This is a genomic window from Streptomyces sp. NPDC001985, from assembly GCF_040296845.1.
Lineage (GTDB): Bacteria > Actinomycetota > Actinomycetes > Streptomycetales > Streptomycetaceae > Streptomyces.
On record NZ_JBEOYB010000014.1, the window covers coordinates 42,593 to 61,621 of the forward strand.

Sequence of the window (19,029 nt, forward strand, 5' to 3'; positions counted from 1 at the left end):
ACTCATCGCCCGGCCCCTCCGTCGTCGGGGCCGGGCGATGGGTCCCCTCCGTCCAGCAGTTCCGCCTCGCTGAGCCCGGCGAGCAGCATCGGCATCTCCGCCATGACCAGATACTCGTCCCGGCAGCCGTCGCAGCGCTGCACATGACAGGCGACCAGCGCGTTCTCCTCCGGGCTGAGCGCGTCGAGCACATAGGCCCCGAGCAGCAGCCGTACATGGGCGTCCGCCCCGTGCTCTTCGGTCACGCGGGCCCCCGCTTCGTGTTCTCCGGCGCCTCGGAGGAATCCCCGCCCGCTCGGAGGCCATTCTGCGGACAGTTGCCGGGCGGCAACAAGGTTCGGTACGGGGCGGATCGGCTCGGGTCCCCGGTCACGCCCCGTCCGCCGGAGCGCCCTCCCGCGCGGTGAACCGCCAGGCCGCCGGGGTCGCCGGCTCGCCGAGGACGACGGGGACGAAGGGGGCGGCGGGGGCGGCGGGGGCGGCGCGGAGCCGGGCGAGGGCCGTCTCGTCCTCCGGGGTGTCCAGGGCGCAGAACACGACAGTGAGGCGCGGATCGGTGCGGTCGGCCCACCGGGAGACCAGTTCCGGCAGGGACGGGAGGCGTTCGGCCGCCTCCGCCCCCTCCTCGGCGGCGACCCGGCCCACGGCGACCGTGTGGACCGGGGCGGGTCCGGCGGAGAGCTGGAGCACCAGGGTCTCCAGGAGGCGCCGGGCCGCGTCGGGGTCCCCGGTCACGGCGACGGGGCCGGGGGCGCGGGCGAGGTCGAGGAAGAGGCAGCCCGCCGGTTCGGCGGAGCCGACACAGACGAACGCGCCGTCCCCGGCGGGGGTCTCGTACGGGACGGGGAGCCAGACGACCGCCTCGTCCCCCGGGGCCGGGCCGCCGGCGCCGAAGTCGATGTCCACGGTGTCGTCGCCGAAGTGCACCCGCAGGGGCGGGGCGAGACTCCGCCGCACCTCCACGCGCCGTCCCCGGGTACGCCGCCCGGGGGCTGCGGGAGGGGCCGCCGGGGCGCTCGCCTCGGGGTCGGCGGCGCCCGGCGGGAGCGGCTGGGAGGGAGCCGGCGCACCTCCCGCGGGTGGGGCCGCCGGGGTCCCGGAGGGGGGAGTGCCGGCCCCGGGAAGGCCGACGGGCATCACGGATGCAGCGGACACGGCGGTCGGGTGGGTCACGGTGCCGGCCACTCCGGCCAGAGCCCCGATGGGCGCCGAGGACCGGGCCCCGTCGGGGGCGTCAGGCCCGGAGTGGATCGCGCCCCGGGCGGCGGGCGTGGTTTGCGCGGTGGGCACGACCGGAGTGGCGGGCACGGCCTGCGCGGCGGGCACCACCGGACCGGCGGACGCGGCCCGTACCGCAGGCACCAGCCGAGCGGCGGGCACAGCCACCCCGGAGTCCGCCACCCGCCCGACGGGCACCACCGGCGGGGCCGGCGCCGCAGGCGAAGTCACCCCGGAGTCCGCCACCTGTGCGGCGGGCACCACCGGTGGGGCCGGTGCCGCAGGCGAGGCCACCCCGGGGTCCACCACCGGACCGGCGGGCACAGCCCGCGCGGCGGGCACCACCGGACCGGCGGACGCGGCCCTTACCGCAGGCACCACCCGAGCGGCCGGCGCGGCCACCCCGGAGTCCGCCACCGAAACGGCGGGCGCAGCCACCCCCGGCTCCGCCACCGAAACGGCGGGCACAGCCCGCGCGGCGGGCACCACCGGACCGGCGGACGCGGCCCTTACCGCAGGCACCACCGGACCGGCAGGCGTGGGCGCCCCCGATTCCGCCATCGGATCAGCAGACACCACCAGTGGGGCCGGTGGGGCAATCCGTGCGGAGGGGGCCGGGGCCGCCGGCCCGGAGACGGCGGGTGGGCGGCGGCGGCGCAGCACCAGCGTCGCCCCGGCCGCGCCGGTGGCGAGGGAACCGCCGATGGCCAGGGCCAGGGGCAGCGGCCCCGACCCCTCGGACGGCGGGGCGGCGGCCCGGGCCGCCGGCCCCTCCCCCGGGGCGCCGGGCGCCGGCGTCGCGGGCGCGGTTCCGGGCAGGGCGCCGAACCGCACCCCGGCGCCCCGGGCGTCCGGCGGCAGCCGGAGAACCCAGCCCGCCGGAACGGCGGTGGCGCTCTCCATCACCTTCCCGTCCGGCTGTCTGCGCCCCTTGTTCAGCTCGAAGATCTCCTGGAACCGGTTGCCGTCCCCGAGGGTGCGCTCGGCGATGGCGAAGACGAACTCCGGTTCACCGCCGGGCTGCTCGCTGACGATGTAGTACTTCACCTTCGCTCCGTCGTCCGCGCTCGCTCTCGTACCGACCGCTCCCGGGAGGGACACGGCCAGAGCGAGCGCGGCCACCACCACGGCGCGCCGCGCCCGATCCGGCAGTACATACGGTGCGTACCGTGACATGCGACATCCTCATCGGTCGCCGGGACAGGGCTCTCCCCGGTGCACGGCACGGCTCCCGCGCGGGTTCAGGGCGCCTCCCGGGCGGGTGGCCGGTGGGCGGTGCCCTCGGCGGCGCTGCGGGCGACCTCGGTGCGGGAGCGGACCCCGAGCTTGCCGAGGATGCTCGACACATGGCTCTGGACGGTGCGCGGGGAGAGGAACAGCTCCCCGGCGATCTGCGGGTTGGAGTGCCCGGCGGCGACCAGCCGGGCGACTCTCAGCTCGGCGGGGGTGAGCGCCGCCCAGCCGGTGCGCGGGCGTTTGCGCCGTACGGTCCGGGGGCCGGTGCGCACACCGAGGGTGCGCAGCCGGGCGGTGGCCCGTCTGATGTCCCAGGCGGCGCCGAGTTCGCGGTAGCGCTCCAGGGCCTGTTCCAGCAGTCCCCGGGCGGCGGTGGGATCACCGAGGGCGGCGGTGACGGACGCGGTGTCCTCCAGGGCGCGGCCGAGGTGGAGCGGGCGCTGGGTCTCACGGTAGTGGTCCACGGCGGCGAGGAGGGGGCCGATGTCCTGGTCGACGAGGCCCCGGCAGCGCCGGGCGGCGGCCGTCCGCCCGGCGTGCGGCTCCCGTTCGGCCTCGCTGCGGCAGAGCGCGGTGGCGGCGCGGGCGGTCGGGCGGTCACCGGTCTCCAGGGCGAGCCGCACGATGTCGGGCAGCCACTGGTGGCGCTGGTCCAGGTCGTGGGCGTACGCGGGGTCGAGGGTGGGCCGCAGGATGGCGAGGGCGTCACGGGGGCGGCCGTCGCGCTCGGCGAGGAGCGCCCCGGCCATCAGCCGGTAGCCGCAGGGGTCGCGCCGGGGGCCCGTGGGTCCGGGACCGTCGTGGAGGGCTCCGTAGTGGGCCCGCGCGCCGGGGCCGTGGTCGCGGTGGCCGTGGATGAGCGCGGCGACGCCGTGGCCGAGCGCGGGCAGGGACGGGGCGGCCGGCGAGCCGGTGGGCCGCTCCAGTTCGGCCAGGGCGGTGTCCCAGTGGCCCTGCCAGTAGTTGAGTACGGCGGCGATGGCGGCGATCTGGCCGAGCTGTCCGGTCATCCGCTGCTCGGAGGCGTCCTCGCGGGCCTCGTCCAGGGCGCGCAGGGCGTCCTGGGGCCGGTCGGCGAGGTCGAGCAGTACGGCCTGGTGGGTCAGGATGCCGATGCCGACATCGGTGTGGTTGCGGGCCATCCAGCGGGTGGAGGTCCGCCGGGCGCCGATCCGGCCGAGGGTGTGCAGCGCCCGGGTGTTCTCGGCCAGGGCCGCCCGGGTGTGCCGGGCGCGCAGGAGGACGCAGGCGAGGGTGTGCCGGCCGTACACCTCGCCGAGCGCGGGCGCTGTCCTGCCGGGTCCGGAGAGGAGTTGGCGGGCGAGTGCGGCGGCCCGGTCGTGGTGGCCCGCGCGGTGGTGGGCGAGGGCGCGCAGGCCCCGCAGTGTCTCGGCCCACTCGGGGGCCATGGGGGCCGGGTCCGGGTCCTGGGGCCGGTCGAGTGCGGTGAGTGCCGCGTCCCAGTCGCCCGCCCGCAGGAGTTCCTGCACCAGGTGGACGAGGAGTTGGGCGCGGGTGTCCGGGTCGGTGGTCTCGGTCAGCAGTTCGCGCAGGACTCCGGTGTGGCGGGCGCCGCGCAGCAGGAGGACCGCGTCGGTGAGGTGCCGCCGCAGGGGAGCCCGGCGGGTGTCCTCGGGCGGGAGGGCGGCGAGGCAGCGGCGGAGCAGTTCGACGGCCGCCTCGGGGTCGCTCCCGGCGAGTTCCGCGGCGGCGGCGGTGGTCCAGCCGATGGCCCAGCCGTCGGTGCGGGGCCCGGCGGGGAGCAGTTGTCCGGCGACGCGTGCGACGGGGGCGCCGGCGGCGGCCAGGGCGCGGGCCGCGGCGCCGTGGCGGCGGGCGAGGAGGGGGCCGGGGACACGGGCGTTGAGGCCGAGGCGGACGATCTCCTGCTGGAAGCGGAGCCGTTCGCCGGCGTCGGTGAGGGTGCCGTCGGCGATCGTGTCGTCGACGGTCTCCAGCAGGGCGAACGGGTCGGTGCCGGTGACGGCGGCGAGTTCGGCGCCGGTGCAGCCGGCGGGGAAGAGCGCGACGGCGTGGAGGATGTCCAGGGTGGTCGCGGGGAGGGTGTCGAGGCGGCGGGCGACGGCGCGGGGGATCGGCGGCGGGCCGGGGTCCTGGGCGGTGCCGGTGCTGTCGGGCCGCCAGGAGTCGAGGAGTTCGCGGGCGTAGCCGGGGTGGCCGCCCGCCAGGGCCAGCCGCCGGCGCAGGGCGGGTCCGGGGGCGGCGCCGGTGACCTCGGTGGCGAGGTCGGTGATGTCCCCGGCGGACAGCGGGCCGAGGGCGAGCAGGGTGGTGCCCCGGTCCAGCAGATCGCGCCGGAGCCGGTGGGGCCGGTGGTGGCGCGGGGTGTGCCGGACGGTGGCGGTGAGCAGCAGCGGGATGCGGCCGGTCGCCCGGCTGAGCCGCTGCCAGAGCAGCAGTGTCGCGCCGTCGGCGTGGTGCAGGTCGTCGAGGAGGAGGGCGAGCGGGGCGTCGCCGGTGATGCGGTGGATCAGTGCGGTGAGGCGGTCGACGAGCGCCGGGGGCGAGGGGGTGTCGGGGCCGAGGGGGGCGGGGTGGCGCAGGAGTGCGGCGAGTGCGGCGATCCGGGCGCAGTGCGCGGGGTGGGCGGGCCGGTGCCGGGCGAGCCCGTCGAGCACGGGCCCGAGCGGGACGCGCGGTCCGCGCCCCCCGGTGGCGGCGACGGTCAGGGCCCGGCAGCCGGCGCGTTCGGCGTCACGGGCCGCCCGGTGGAGGAGGGCGGTCTTCCCGATGCCCGGTTCGCCCTCGATCAGTATCGAGCCGCCCCTCCCGCCGGCCAGAGCCCTGAGGTGCTCGGTGAGCTGCCGGGTCTCGGATGTCCTGCCGGTCCACGGGCCGCCTGCGCTGTCCGTCTCCACGGTGTCCGGTCTCCTTCCCTGTGTCGTCGTGGTCCGGTGCCGGGCCGCGGGCCGGGCCGCCGCCGAGTGCTCTGCGGCGGCCGGCCTCGCTGCCGATGGCGGTGCGCGAGTGTGCGCCCAGCTTGGTGAGGATGTGTGAGACATGGGTCTGTACGGTGCGGGGGGAGAGCAGCAGTTCGGTGGCGACCTGGGGGTTGGTGCGGCCCTCGGCGACGAGCAGGGCGACCTTCAGCTCTGCGGGGGTGAGGGCGTCCCAGCCGGTCTTGGGGCGGTCGGCGGCTCCGCGCCCTCCGCGCCGGACGCCGAGGGCGCGGAGCCGGGCGTCGGCGCGCGCGGTGTACCAGCGGGCGCCGAGCTGCTGGTGGATGTCGACGGCGCGGGCGAGTGCGGTGCGGGCGCCGTCGGTGTCGCCCCGGAGGGCCAGTACGGCGGCGAGGTCCTCGTGGGTGGCGCCGAGGCCGGTCGGCGCGCCGTGGCGGCGGTAGTGGGCGGCGGCGGTGCGCAGGGGCGCGGGGTCGGTGTGGAGCAGTCCCCGGCAGCGGAGGGCGACCGCGCGCCGGCCGAGGTCGGCGGGGGCTGCGGCGGCTTCGGCGTCGGCGGTCTCGGTGGCGGCGCGGGCCCGCGCGGTGTCCTGGAGGGCGAGGGCGAGGCGTACGGTCTCCGGCAGCCAGGCGCCCCGGTGGGTCCACTCCTCGGCGGAGCCGGGGGCGAGGGTCTCCCCGAGGAGGGCGAGTGCCGCTTCGGGGTCGCCGTCGCGTTCGGCGAGCAGGGCACGGGCCAGGGGCAGGAACGCGGGGGCGCGGCCCGCGGTGTTCTCGTCGGTGGCGAGCCGGGAGCGGGCTTCGTCGCGCTGGTCGCGGCCGGTGAGGATCACGGTGGCGAGGCCGTGCGGGGTGACGGGCAGCCAGGGTTCGGGGTGGTGGTGGGCGAGGTCGAGTCCGGCGAGGGCCTCGTCCCAGCGGCCGGCCCGGTAGTGGAACCAGGCGGAGACGGTGTGCGCCCAGGAGCGGCGGACGCCCGAGCCGGTGCCGTCGGCGAGGGCCTCCGCCTCGGCGAGCCAGGTGCGGGCCTCGGTGGTGTGGCCGAGGGCGTCGAGCAGCCGGGCGCCGTGCAGGGTGCGGGTGAGGACGAGATCCCGGGTGACATCGCGTCGGCGGGCGGCCTCCCGGGCCCGTACCGTCTCGGCGATGGCGCCCTCCCGGTCGCCGGCGCGGTCGAGCAGCCGGGCGCGCACGGAGCGCGCGTACGCCTCGGGGACGGGGGCCCGGAGGCGCAGGGCCTGTTCCAGGACCTGGTCGGCGAGGGTGCCCGCTTCCTCGAAGCGGTGTCCGGAGCTGAGCAGCAGGGCGCGGAGCGCGAGGGAGCGGGTGGTCCACCGGGGGTGGCCCGCGCCGGCGGCGAGGGCTTCGTCGACGGTGGCGTGGGCCTCCTTGAGCCGGCCCTCCTGGAGGAGGGCGAGGGTGGTGAGATGGCTCAGCCGGGCCCGGCGCACGGGGTCGGTGGTCCGGTCGTGCAGGTCCCGGGCCTGGTCGGCGGCGTCGGGGCGGCGCAGCAGATAGGCCCCGGCGGCGGCTGTCTCCAGGAGGCCGGGGCGGTCCGGGGGTATCCGGTCCCGGACGCGCGCGACGAGGTCGGCGGCGGCCCGGGGGTCGTGGCGCAGCACTTCGGCGGCGTGGCTCTCCAGCCAGCGCGCGGTCCAGTCGTCGTCGGCGCGGAGTCCGGTGGCGGGGAGCAGTTGGGCGGCGACGAGGGGCGCCGGGGCGCGGGCGGCGGCGAGGGTGCGCGCGGCGCGGGTGTGGAGGGCGGCGCGCAGGGGTCCGGGGATGCCGGCGCGGAGGGCGGCGTGGGTGGTCCCGTGGCGGAAGCGGAGTGTTCCGCCGGCGGTCTCGGCGAGGACTCCGTCGGCGAGCGCCTCGTCGACGGCGGGGCGCAGGGAGGCCCCGGGGCGTTCCATGACGGCGGCGAGGTCGCGGAGGCGGAAGGCGGGGCCGAGCAGGGCGGCGGTCCGCAGGGCGGTGAGGGTGGGCGGGGCGAGGTGGGCGAGCCGGTCGGTGAGGGCGGCGGCGAGCGCGGGCGGCAGCCATGCCCCGGTGCCGGTTTCGTTGCCGGTTTCGTTGCCGGTTTCGGTGGGGCCGGTGGTGAGTTCGGCGGTGTCGCCGGTGATCCGCAGGGTGTCGCCCGTGGCCGTGGCGGCGAGGAGTTCGCGCAGGTGGCGGGGGTTGCCGCCGGCGTGGCCGAGATGGCGCAGCAGCCGGGGGCCCGGGGGGACGCCGAGAATCCGTTCGGCGAGCCGGGCGGTCTCCCGGAGGCCGAGCGGCAGCAGGGGCAGATGGGTCGCGCCGCTGTCGAGAAGGTCCCGTGCGGATGGGGGCGGGGTGCCGCCCGGGGCGTTCCGGATCGCGGCGGCCAGCAGCAGGGGGCGCTGCCCAGCGGTGTCGGTCAGCCGCCGCCAGGCGCGCAGACTGGGCCCGTCGGCCCACTGGAGGTCGTCCAGGACGAGGACGACGGGGGCGGCGCGGCAGAGCCGGTCGACGAGGGCGAGCAGCGGCGCGGCCGGGTCGGTGCCGCCGTCCGGGGGTTCGGCGCCCGCGGGACCGGGGCCCGAAGGGCCGGGGCGGGCGTCGGCCAGACAGTTCCGCAGGGCGCCCAGCGGGACGGAGCGGCCGAGTTCATCGGCGGCGCCGGTGAACACCCGGAGGCGGAGCCGGCGGGCCTCCTCCGCGATCTGGGAGAGCAGCGAGGTCTTGCCGGAGCCGCGTTCGCCCTCGGCGATCAGGCTGCCGCCCCGGCCGGCGGCGGCGTCCCGGAGCAGTCGGCGGACGCGTCTCATCCGTGTCTCCCGGCCGTCCGTCGCGCTCTCCGGTGTCTGCTGTGCCACGAACACGCTCCTCACCGCGCGGAGCTGATGCTGCGTCGCTGTGGCCGGCCGGTGGCGGCCGGAGGACGAGGGCGCCCGGGCAGCCGCTCCATGTGATCCGGATGATCCGGGTGATCCGATGGGGTTCTCCCCCGTCTTCCATCGATCACGTGTTCGCCTCTGGTGGCGTTCAGGGTTGTCGTGAAGTGACCGGCCGGTCCGGCCCGGCCGGGTGGGGGGCGGGGGACCCGGGAGAGGTGGCGCGGGGGTGAGGGGGCACGGGCCGGGCGCCCGGGCGGGGGGAGCCGCCGTTCCGTGCTGCGGCCGTGTCTCAAAGACTCCGCCGGCGCGGGCCCGGGAAGCGCGGGCGGGGACGGGGCCGGTTCAGCTCAGGACGCTGTAGCCCTTGAGGGCCCCGCGCAGCGCGCGCAGCGCGTAGTACGTACGGGACTTGACCGTGCCGGCCGGGATGCCGAGGACCTCGGCGGCCTCGCTCACCGACAGCCCGCGGAAGTAGACCTGCTGGAGCACGGCCCGGTGCTCCCTGGTGAGCCCGTCCAGCGCGGCGCGCACATCGAGCGCCTCGACCGCGGGCTCGATCGGGTCCTCGGTCTGCATCAGGGAGCTCTCCAGGCCGTGCGCCGCCTCCTTCGCCCGTGACATCCGGGCGCGGCGGGCGTCGATGGCGAGCCTCCGGGCGACGGTGAAGAGCCAGGGCCGCATGGAGTCGTGGTCGGAGCGCAGGGCCTCGGGGTGGCGCCAGGCCCGGATCATCGTCTCCTGGAGCAGGTCCTCGGCGCGCTGGGTGTCGCCGTAGGTCAGCCCCAGCAGAAAGCCGAACAGGGCGCGGCCGTGTTCGCGCTGGAGCTGTGCCAGCTCGCCCTCGCTGGTGTGCGCGGGGGTGGGTAACGCGGACTGGCAGAGAGCCGATGCGGTCACGGCTGTACTCCTTGTCTGGCGTGCGGACCCGTGGTCCTGCGGGGAGGTGGCACCGCCAGAGTGCTGCCGCCGCGCGGGTGCGGGTATCCGCCGACTGGCGGAGGTGACGGAGCGCGTCGGCCGACGGTCGAGTGGCTCCCGGCGACCGCTCGGCGCAGGGACGAGTGGTCGAGCGGCGGCGGGTGAACTCCGGGAGCCGCGCGGTACGTGTCACAACCGGGCCGGCCCCTCGCTCCGGGGCCGGGAGAGCTTCAGCGGCGGCGACGGGCTCCGGGCCCGGGCGCCGGGACGGCGGACGCGGCGGCCCCGGCGAAGCGCCCGGTGGGCGGGGGTGCGGTGCGCGCCCCCCGAGAGGAGCGGGACCGCCGGAGGCCGTACCCCGCGCTCCAACGGCGCCGAACGGTCGAACGGTCGGGCCCGGCGGCTCCCCCGGGCGGGAAGCCCCGGCCGCACCCGGACCGGCGCGGGGGCGCGGGGTGCGCCCGTGGCAGACGGGGCGATGGGTGTGCCCGCACCGCCGGAACCGCCGTGCGGGGCGGGCCCGTCGACGCACCGGGACGCACCGGAACGCACCGGCGCGGACGGAGCCGCGGGGACAGGCCGAACCGCCGGGTTCACCGGTACCACCGGAACCACCCGAGCCACCGGGACAGACCGAACCGCCGGATCACCAGTACCACCAGAACCACCGGGACAGGCCGAACCGCCGGATCACCAGTACCACCAGAACCACCGGGACAGGCCGAACCGCCGGGTTCACCAGTACCACCGGAACCACCCGAGCCACCGGGACAGACCGAGCCACTGGCCCCCGGGCCAGGCGGAACTGGCCGGGGCTCCAGGGCCGCCGCCCCCCTGAAGGCGGGCAGGGCCCGTCGATACCCTGCGGCGACCCGAACCGCCGGGGCGGAAGGAGCAGAGCCACCCCAGCCACCGTGCCCCCTGTGGCAGGCGCGGCCGTTGGTGTGCCCGCACCGCCGGAACCCCCGGGGCGTACAGGACCATCGGCGCGCCGGGGCCGCGCGAACCCTCCGGGACCACCCGAGCCGCGCGAACCGTCGGGACCACCCGGGCAGGCCGGGCCGCCGGAACCCCCGGGCAGGCCGGGCCGCCGGAACCCCCGGGCAGGCCCGCCCCGCAGGGCGGCGGGACCTCCGAGCCCCCGGCCCAGTGAAAAATCCGCTGTACCCGGATCGCGCACCTTGCGATCATCACGGGATGGGTTCACTCAGGATGCACGCGGGCCAGACCGAGACGGACACGGCGCTGGTGCGCCGGCTGCTCGCCGCCCAGTTCCCCCGGTGGGCCGGTCTGCCGGTCGAGCCGGTCGACTCCTACGGCACCGATCACGACATCTACCGGCTCGGCGACCGGCTCTCGGTGCGCCTCCCCTGCATCGGGTGGGCCACCGGTCAGGCGGCGAAGGAGGCCCGCTGGCTCCCGAGGCTCGCGCCGCGTCTGCCGCTCGCCGTGCCGGTGCCCCTGGCACTGGGCCGCCCCGCCGAGGGCTACCCCTACGACTGGTCGGTGTACGAGTGGCTGCCGGGCCACAACGCCAACAGCGGCCTCCACGACCTGGAGCGGGCCGCCGTCGACCTGGCGGCCTTCATCACCGCGCTGCGCGGCGCGGACACCGAGGGAGCGCATCCGAGGGCGGCCGGCGGCCGGGGCGCGCCCCTCCAGGAGCTGGACGAGCAGGTGCGCCGGGCGATCGGGCGGCTGGGCGACCGCGTCGACGGCGCCGCCGCGCTGCGCTCCTGGAACACCTCGCTGGCCGCGCCCGCCCCGTCCGCCGGGGAGGTCTGGGTGCACGGCGATCTGCTGGCCGGCAATCTGCTGGTCACCGGCGGCCGGCTGTCGGCGGTCATCGACTTCGGCGGCCTCAACGTCGGCGACCCGGCGTGCGATCTCCAGCCCGCCTGGAATGTCTTCGCGGGCCGGAGCCGCGAGCGGTTCCTCGCCGAGCTCCGGGTGGACGACGCCTCCCGGCTGCGCGGGCGCGGCTGGGTGCTCTGTCAGACGGTGACCGCTCTGGCGTACTACTGGGACACCAACCCCTCGATGGTGCGCCAGGCCTCGCACGCCCTGGCGGAGGTCCTCGCGGAGTCCGCCCCCGGGTGACCCGGCCCGTGCGCCTCAGCGGCGGACGCGGGGCATCCCGAGGCCGATCCAGGAGATGATCTCGCGCTGGATCTCGTTGTTCCCGCCGCCGAAGGTGAAGATGACGGCCGACCGGTAGCCGCGCTCCAGTTCGCCGTGGAGGACGGCCGAGGCCGACCCCTCCTTGAGCGGGCCGGCCGCGCCGACGGTCTCCATCAGCCAGGCGTAGGCGTCGCGGCGGGCCTCGGAGCCGTACACCTTGACGGCGGAGGCTTCCTGGGGGGTGAGGGTGCCGTCCTGGACGGCGTTGACCATCTGCCAGTTCATCAGCTTCATCGCGTCGAGGCGGGCATGGGTGCGGGCGAGCCGGCCGCGCACCCAGCCGAGGTCGATGACCCGGCGCCCGTCGGCGAGCAGGGTCTCGGCGGCCCAGCGCCGGACATCGCTCAGGGCGCGGATGGCGGTGGTCCCGTGGGCGGCGAGGGTGACGCGCTCGTGGTTGAGCTGATTGGTGATCAGCCGCCAGCCCCTGTTCTCGGCGCCGACCCGGCGGGTGGCCGGAACCCTGATGTTGTCGTAGTGGCTGGCGGTGGTGGAGTGCGAGGCGAGGGTGTTGATGAGGGTGCAGGAGTAGCCGGGGTCGGATGTCGGCACCAGCAGCATGGTGATGCCCTGGTGGGGCGGTGCCCCGGGGTCGGTGCGCACCGCGAGCCAGACCCATTCGGCGGTGTCGCCGTTGGTGGTCCAGATCTTCTGTCCGGTGACGGTGTAGTGGCCGCTCTCCTCGTCGCCCTCGCGGACGGCGCGGGTTCTGAGGGCGGCCAGATCGGTGCCGGCGCCGGGCTCGCTGTAGCCGATGGCGAAGTCGATCTCACCGGAGAGGATCTTCGGCAGAAAGTACGTCCGCTGCTCGTCGGTGCCGTAGCGCATGATCGTGGGGCCGACGGTGTTGAGCGCCATCAGCGGCAGCGGTACGCCCGCCTGGGCCGCCTCGTCGAAGAAGATGAACTGCTCCATGGGGCTGAGCCCCCGGCCGCCGTACCGGGTGGGCCAGCCGACGCCGAGCCAGCCGTCGGAGCCGAGCCGGCGGATGGTCCGGCGGTAGAAGCGCTTCTGCTCGGCGAGGTCGCCGTGGCGGGCGCGGACGCTCCCCGGCACCAGTCCGGCGAAGTAGGCGCGCAGTTCCGCGCGCAACCGCTGCTGCTCGGGTGTGTATGCGAGGTGCACGGCCCCTCCAGAGTCCCGTGGGCGTTCCCAGGCGCGGCGCACACAGTAGAACGTGTTGCAGGAATCCGGAAGGGCCATGGCTCCCGCGCCTGTCAGGCCCCGGTGCCCAGCGACGCGTACACGGCCTCGATCAGGGCCCTCTTGCGCGGGTCGTCGGCGAGGTCGGGGCCCATCCGGTTCATGACATAGCCGACGCTGATCCCGGCGTCCGGGTCGGCCAGGCCGAAGGAGCCGCCGAAGCCGTCGTGGCCGTAGGCGCGGGGGTTGGGGCCGTACGATCCGTGCTCGCCGCTCAGCCAGACACCGAGCCCCAGCTCCGTCTCGAAGGGGATGCCGATGCCGAGGACCAGGTCGTGGCAGCGGCCCTGGCCCTCGCGGACGCGTTCGGCCGCGCCGGGCGAGAGCACTCCGCGGTCGCCCGCCAGGACGCCGTAGAGCGCGGCGACGGCACGGGCGGTGCCGTGGCCGTTGGCCGCGGGGAGGTGGGCCGCGCGCCACTCGGGGGTGTTGGCGTCCGCGCCGTCGATCGGCGGGTTGCCCAGTGCCGCCAGGACGAGCGGGGGCATCCGGGCCCGGAGCGCGCCGTGGTCGCTCGCGGCGGGCGGCGGGGGCTGCACCAGTTCGGCGGCGCGGCCCGCCTGGTCCTCGGGGAGGCCGATGGTGAAGTCGATCCCCAGCGGCCCGGTCACCTCCCGGGCCAGGAACTCCCCCGGGAGCAGGCCGGTGATCCGCCGCACCACCTCGCCGACGAGATGCCCGTAGGTCAGCGTGTGGTAGCCGGAGCGGGTCCCCGGCTCCCACCAGGGCGCGGTGGCGGCGAGCCGGGAGCAGGTCAGCTCCCAGTCATAGGCCTGTTCGAGGGAGTGGGGCTCGCGCAGCCCGGCGAGACCGGCGCGGTGCGCGAGCAGATGCCGTACCAGGACACCGTCCTTCCCCGCGGCGGCGAACTCCGGCCAGTACGCGGCGACGGGGGCGTCCAGGTCGAGCAGGCCCCGGTCGGCGAGGAGATGGGCGCAGAGGGCGGTGGGCCCCTTCCCGGTCGACCAGACGTTGACGAGCGTCTCCCGCTCCCAGCGGCGGGTACGGGCCGCGTCAGCCCAGCCGCCCCAGAGGTCGACGGCGGTCCGGCCGCCCACGAGCACGGTCACGGCGGCGCCCAGTTCGCCGCGTTCGCGGAAGTTCTCCTCGAACGCGGTCCGCACCGCTCGCATGCGGTCGTCGCATATGCCGTCGACGCCAGGGACAGGGGGTGCGCTCGGGGACACGGTCGGCCCTCCCGGTTGAGGGCGGGCACGAGAGGCCCGCCGGTGTACGAGACGACGCGTAACCGTAGCCACTGGCCCGGCCGGCGAGAAGGGAGCGGCGCGGGCCTGACCCGCTCCGGCGGGAAAACGGCCCACCGGCCGCCCCCCTCGCGCGGGCCGGTCCCCCCGAACGGCGAGGATGGGTTCACGAAGATCCTCCAAGCCCCTCCCCCGGAAGGACCCACGATGGCACCGGACCCGGCCGACCCCGTACTTCTGCGCACCGAGGGCCGCGCCGCCCACCTCGTCCTCAACCGCCCCCGCGCCCTCAACGCGCTCACCCGCCCCATGGTCCGCGCCCTGGCCGCCGCGCTCGACGCGTGGGAGGGGGACGCGGATGTCCGGACGGTGGTGATCTCGGGGGCGGGTGAGCGGGGGCTGTGCGCGGGCGGCGACATCCGGGCGATCCACGCGGACGCCGTCGCCGGCGGCCGGGAGTCGGTGGACTTCTGGCGGGACGAGTACCGGCTCAACGCCCGTGTCGCCCGCTTCCCCAAGCCCTACGCGGCGCTGATGGACGGCATTGTCATGGGCGGCGGAGTGGGTGTCTCGGCGCATGGGAGCGTACGGATCGTCACCGAGCGCTCGGTGGTGGCGATGCCGGAGACCGGGATCGGCTTCGTGCCCGATGTCGGCGGTACGCATCTGCTGGCGCGGGCGCCGGGTGAGCTGGGCACCCATCTGGCCCTGACGGGGCTCCCGGTGGGGGCGGCGGACGCGATGCTCTGCGGACTCGCCGACCGCTTCGTGCCGTCGGCGCTGCTGCCGGAGCTGTCGGCGGCCCTCGCCTCGGTGGAGCCCGAGGAGGCTCTGGAGCGGTACGCGCGCACCCCCGGCGCGGGTGAACTGGCCCGGCACCGGGCCTGGATCGACAGCTGCTACCGGGGGGACTCGGTGGAGCGGATCGTGGAGCGGCTGCTCGGGCACGGTGACCCGGCGGCCGGGGAGGCGGCGGCGACGATCCTCACCAGGTCGCCCACCTCGCTGAAGGTCACCCTCGCTGCGCTGCGCCGGGCTCGGGCGCTGGGAGCGCTGGAGCCGGTGCTGGAGCAGGAGTTCAGGGTGTCGTGCGCCGCGTTCGCGGCGCCCGATCTGGTCGAGGGCGTACGGGCCCAGGTCATCGACAAGGACCGCAGGCCGCGCTGGTCGCCCGCGGAGCTGTCGGGGGTGACGGAGGCGGCGGTGGAGCGGTTCTTCGCTCCGCTGCCCGAGGGGGAGCCCGGCCTCTTCGGCGGGCCCGGGGCGGTGAACTGACGGCGGGGGAGGCCCGCTGCGGGCCTCCCCCGCCGTCAGGCGGTGCGGTCAGACGGAGACGACGTGCCCGCCGTCCACCCGGAGGACGGTTCCGTTGATGAAGTCCGCGAAGGAGCCCGCGAGATACGCGATCGCCCCGGCGACCTCCTCGACCGTGCCGAATCGGCCGATGTCATTGGGCGCCCAGCTCTCGCTGGCCTTCGCCTCGATCTCGGACAGCTCACTGCCCCATCCCTGGGCGGGCCCCACTTCGAGCAGCCACTCCCGGACGTGTTCGACGAGAATCGGCCCGGGTGACACCACATTGGAGGTGACACCGGTCCCCTTGAGGTCGCGCGCGAGCGACACCGCGAGGTTGTGCCGGGCCGCGAGGGTGGCGGAGTACTGCGGCTGAATCGGCATGGGCTGCATGGCCACTCCCCCGCCGACCTGGATGACCCGCCCCCACTTCCGTTCGCGCATGCCGGGCACGAACGCGCGGATCATCCGGACCGCCGAGATCACATTGATCTGGTACGCCTTCGCCCACAGCTCCGGAGTGGTCTCGCTCCACGGCACGAGATCCGTGCCACCGGCGTTGTTGACCAGGATGTCGACAGGGCCGCCGGCCGCGGCCGCGCGGATGACCTCCGCCGCGCCCTCGTCGGTCGAGAGGTCGCCGATGGCGACATCGACCCGGTGGTTGTGGCCGCGTATCTTGTCGGCCACGGTCTCGGCCCGGTCGCGGTCGCGGCCGTGGACGACGACATCGGCTCCCTCGGCGGCCAGCAGTTCCGCCGCGGCCGCTCCGATGCCCGAGGTGGAGCCGGTCACTAACGCGCGCTTGCCTGCAAGGTTCAAGTCCACAGTAATCCTCAGTGAATATGACTGGATAAAGGTCGATCGGTGGGCCCCGGCAGGGGCCCCGGGCCGCTCACCGGGTGGCGAAGGCCCGCAGAAAGGTCTCCACGCCGCTGGTCACGGTCTCGTCGACGACGGACTGCGCCAGCGGACGGGTTCCCATGGCCGCCAGCACGGCCAGCCGGTCGGAGACCAGCGCCATGAACTGACTCGCGGCGCGCGTCGGATCGGGGAGATCCAGCAGCCCGCCGTTGGCCACCAGCGCCAGGCGCCCCGCCAGGGTGTCGAGCACCTCGGCGGAGCCGCGCAGCTGCACCTCTTCGTACAGCTCCGGGAAGCGCGCGACCTCGGAGTCGAGCAGCCGGCGCATCATCCAGGCGCGGTCGCTGCGCATGCACTCCACCAGCTGGTAGCCGACGCGCAGCAGTTCGTCCCGGAGGTTTCCGGGCTCCGCCGGCAGGGAGCGGACCGCCGCCAGTGGTCTGGCGTGCCAGTCGCCCGCCGCGTCGAGCATGACGGCGCGGAACAGGTTCTCCTTGCCGCCCAGATGGTTGTAGATCGTCGGTTTGGCGACACCCGCCTCGGCGGCGATCGCGTCGACGGTCGCGCCGGGGTAGCCGACTTCGCCGAAGACGCGGAGTGCCGCGTCCAGGATGGCCCGACGCTTGTCGAGCCTGCCACGCGATGACGTGACCTGAGTCTCCGTGAAGGCCATGTTGCGATGCTACCATCACGATGCTTAAAGTGAACTGGTTGGTTCAATCCAGTTAATGGAATTGGAAGTTAGACATGGCTCGTCAGTCAGAACCTCTTGACCCCGCGTTGCGCAAATTACTTGCCACCATGACCCTCGGCGCGTTCCTCGCGCTGCTGGACACGACCATCACCGGTGTCGGCATCCACACCCTGGTCGACGAGTTCGGCTCGACACTGGCGGCGATCCAGTGGGTCAGTACGGGATATCTCCTCGCCGTTGCCGTCTCCGCGCCGCTCTCCGGCTGGGCCATCGACCGCTTCGGCGCCCGCCGCATGTGGCTGGCCGGCCTGTCGGTCTTCGTCATCGGCTCCGTGGCCTCCAGCCTCGCCTGGGACGTGCCGAGCCTGATCGTCACCCGGATGATCACCGGTCTCGGTGGCGGCATGCTTGAGCCGATCATGCTCGCGACGCTCGCCCGCTCGGCCGGGCAGGAGCGGGTCGGCCGGGTGCTGGGGCTCGCCGCGATCCCGATGACGATGGGCCCGGTGGTCGGCCCGGTCGTCGGCGGACTGCTCCTGGAGACCCTGCCGTGGCAGTGGGTCTTCCTGATCAAGGTGCCGCTCGGTGTGCTGGCGATCGCGCTCGCCGTGCGGCTGATGCCGGCGGACGCACCGGACCCCGGCCAGGAGTCCCCGCGGCTCGATGTCCTCGGCGTCGTTCTGCTGCCGCCCGGCTTCGCCGCCCTGATGTACGCCCTGACCCAGGCTGTCGAGGGATTCACCACCCCGGTGATGCTCTCGGCCGCGCTCGGTCTCGTGCTCTTCGCCGGCTACGCCGTCCACGCGCTCAGGACCCGGCACGAGCCCCTGATCGATCTGCGGCTCTTCCGCAGCGGCGGGTTCTCCGCGAGCGTGGCCGTGCTCTTTCTCGTGGGCGCGGTGATGTTCGGCACGACGGTGCTGCTGCCGCTGTACTTCCAGCGGCTCGACGGACAGGGAGTGATGATGGCGGGGCTGCTGCTCGCCCCGTTCGGTCTCGGCGCCCTGGTCGGACAGCCGCTGTCGGGACGGCTCTCCGACCGGATCGGCGCCCGGCCGCTCGTCGGCGCCGGCGGTCTGCTGGTCGTTCCCGGCTATCTGCCCTACGCGCTCGGCATCGAGGGCGTTCTCGCGGTCGCCGGGCTGGTCGTCGTCGGGTTCGGGCTCGGGATCGCCGCCGCGGCCACCATGGGCGCGGTCTACCGCACCGTCCCGCCCACCGCGACCTCGCGCGCCACCGGGGTGCTCTTCATCGTCCACCAGATCGGCGGCGCGCTCGGAATCGCCCTGCTCACCCTCGTCCTCCAGACGAGGGAGGAATCGGTGCCGCTGGGCTCCGCGTTCCAGGGCGCGTTCTGGTGGCTGGTGGGGGCGGGGCTGGTCATCGCCATCGCCTCCAGGGTGCTGCCCGCGCGGCCCGCGCCGACCGAGCCGGCACCACCCGGAGAGAAGGCCGGGGCCGCACCCGTTCCCGAGCAGGCGTGACCAGGTCGCGCACGGCACATCCGACGGTCTCGCGCCCACGGGCGTCCGAGGCATGACCGAGGAACCGAGGAAGAGGACAACGTGACGAAGACCTTTGTGATCACCGGTGGCACCGACGGCATCGGCGCCGCCCTCGCCCGGGCGCTGTTCGCCCGGGGTGACCACGCCGTGGTGTTGGGAAGGGACCGGGAGAAGGGGGAGGCGCTGCTCAAGGAGGCGGCGGACTCGCCGGGGAGCGCCGACTTCGTCGCCGCGGACCTCGGTCTCGTGTCGGAGACGCGGCGCACCGTCCAGGAGCTGGCCGAGGCCCATCCCAGGATCGACGGCCTCGTCTTCTGCGCCCGCTTCTTCCGGAGCGAGCGGCATGTGACCTCCGAGGGGTTCGAGCACAACTTCGCGCTGTTCTACCTCAGCCGTCTGCTCTTCGGCTCGGGACTGCGCGAAGCGCTGGAGCGGGGCCGGCAGCCGGTCATCGTCAATGTCGCGGGACCGGGTCACGACACCCCCATCGACTGGGACGATCTCCAGACCGCCCGTGACTACGATGGCGTGCGGGCGATGTTCGTGACCGGACGGTTCAACGATCTGCTCGGTGTCCGGTTCGCCCAGCTCCACGGCGAGGGACCGGTGAAGTACGTGCTCTTCCACCCGGGGACCACCTCGACGAGCTTCGCCGGCGCGTTCGACCCCCGGACCGCCGAGTTCATCGAGAGCCAGAAGGCGCGGGCGAAGCCCGCCGTCGACGTGGTCCCGCCGCTCCTCAGGGTCCTCGACGGCCCGCCGCCGGGGCCGCTGAGCGCGTTCAACATGTATCAGAGGCTCCATGTGCAGAACGAGCTGTTCTCGCCCGCGTCGGCGGAGCGGCTCGCGACGATGACCGAGGAGCTGCTCCGTCCCCACCGGTGACGACGGCGGAGGGGACGGGCCCCCGGGCCCGTCCCCTCCGCTCCGGCTC

13 protein-coding genes are annotated in these 19,029 nt (G+C 75.4%); 4 read left to right on the plus strand and 9 right to left on the minus strand.

The annotated features are described in order from the left end of the window. Positions 1–2 precede the first annotated feature (2 nt). The 5 genes from ABT122_RS08760 to ABT122_RS08780 all read right to left on the minus strand — a co-directional run bounded on the left by ABT122_RS08760 (position 3) and on the right by ABT122_RS08780 (position 9,129). Complete coding sequence (locus tag ABT122_RS08760; RefSeq protein WP_351547502.1) at positions 3–245, minus strand: zf-HC2 domain-containing protein; 243 nt, start codon at positions 243–245, stop codon at positions 3–5. A gap of 124 nt (positions 246–369) precedes the next feature. Further along, positions 370–2,394 carry a hypothetical protein gene (locus ABT122_RS08765; RefSeq protein ID WP_351547505.1) on the minus strand — a complete coding sequence of 675 codons (2,025 nt, stop codon included), beginning with the start codon at positions 2,392–2,394 and terminating at the stop codon, positions 370–372. Between the two features lie 65 nt (positions 2,395–2,459). Continuing rightward, entirely contained in the window at positions 2,460–5,255 is a 2,796-nt protein-coding gene (locus tag ABT122_RS08770) for a helix-turn-helix transcriptional regulator (protein ID WP_351547645.1), read from the minus strand. Next, entirely contained in the window at positions 5,170–8,211 is a 3,042-nt protein-coding gene (locus tag ABT122_RS08775; protein WP_351547508.1) for an ATP-binding protein, read from the minus strand. Before ABT122_RS08775 ends, ABT122_RS08770 begins: the two co-directional genes overlap by 86 nt. 363 nt (positions 8,212–8,574) lie before the next feature. Beyond that, a complete protein-coding gene (locus tag ABT122_RS08780; RefSeq protein WP_351547510.1) occupies positions 8,575–9,129 on the minus strand; it encodes a sigma-70 family RNA polymerase sigma factor in 555 nt (184 codons plus the stop codon). Positions 9,130–10,347: 1,218 nt separating this feature from the next. On the opposite strand from ABT122_RS08780, the gene ABT122_RS08785 reads away from it, so the two are divergent. Next, complete coding sequence (locus ABT122_RS08785; protein ID WP_351547513.1) at positions 10,348–11,250, plus strand: aminoglycoside phosphotransferase family protein; 903 nt, start codon at positions 10,348–10,350, stop codon at positions 11,248–11,250. A 15-nt stretch (positions 11,251–11,265) separates the two neighbouring features. On the opposite strand, the gene ABT122_RS08790 is transcribed toward ABT122_RS08785, so the two are convergent. Then, positions 11,266–12,456 (minus strand): acyl-CoA dehydrogenase family protein, encoded by a 1,191-nt coding sequence (locus ABT122_RS08790; protein ID WP_351547516.1) that lies wholly within the window; start codon positions 12,454–12,456, stop codon positions 11,266–11,268. 92 nt (positions 12,457–12,548) lie between these two features. Then, on the minus strand, positions 12,549–13,667 hold the full coding sequence (locus ABT122_RS08795; protein WP_351547519.1) for a serine hydrolase domain-containing protein: 1,119 nt from the start codon (positions 13,665–13,667) through the stop codon (positions 12,549–12,551). A 279-nt stretch (positions 13,668–13,946) separates the two neighbouring features. On the opposite strand from ABT122_RS08795, the gene ABT122_RS08800 reads away from it, so the two are divergent. Beyond that, positions 13,947–15,014, plus strand: a complete 1,068-nt coding sequence (locus ABT122_RS08800) for an enoyl-CoA hydratase/isomerase family protein (RefSeq protein ID WP_351547522.1) — start codon at positions 13,947–13,949, stop codon at positions 15,012–15,014. 48 nt (positions 15,015–15,062) lie between these two features. Here the strand turns inward: ABT122_RS08800 and ABT122_RS08805 are convergent, their stop codons facing one another. After that, positions 15,063–15,860 (minus strand): SDR family NAD(P)-dependent oxidoreductase, encoded by a 798-nt coding sequence (locus tag ABT122_RS08805; protein ID WP_351547525.1) that lies wholly within the window; start codon positions 15,858–15,860, stop codon positions 15,063–15,065. A 67-nt stretch (positions 15,861–15,927) separates the two neighbouring features. After that, positions 15,928–16,569 carry a TetR/AcrR family transcriptional regulator gene (locus tag ABT122_RS08810; protein WP_351547528.1) on the minus strand — a complete coding sequence of 214 codons (642 nt, stop codon included), beginning with the start codon at positions 16,567–16,569 and terminating at the stop codon, positions 15,928–15,930. A 128-nt stretch (positions 16,570–16,697) separates the two neighbouring features. On the opposite strand from ABT122_RS08810, the gene ABT122_RS08815 reads away from it, so the two are divergent. Next, positions 16,698–18,074 (plus strand): DHA2 family efflux MFS transporter permease subunit, encoded by a 1,377-nt coding sequence (locus ABT122_RS08815; protein ID WP_351547531.1) that lies wholly within the window; start codon positions 16,698–16,700, stop codon positions 18,072–18,074. Positions 18,075–18,155: 81 nt separating this feature from the next. After that, the gene (locus ABT122_RS08820; RefSeq protein WP_351547533.1) at positions 18,156–18,980 is read left to right on the plus strand and encodes an SDR family NAD(P)-dependent oxidoreductase; all 825 of its coding nucleotides are present in this window, start codon (positions 18,156–18,158) and stop codon (positions 18,978–18,980) included. The last annotated feature ends 49 nt before the right edge of the window (positions 18,981–19,029 follow it).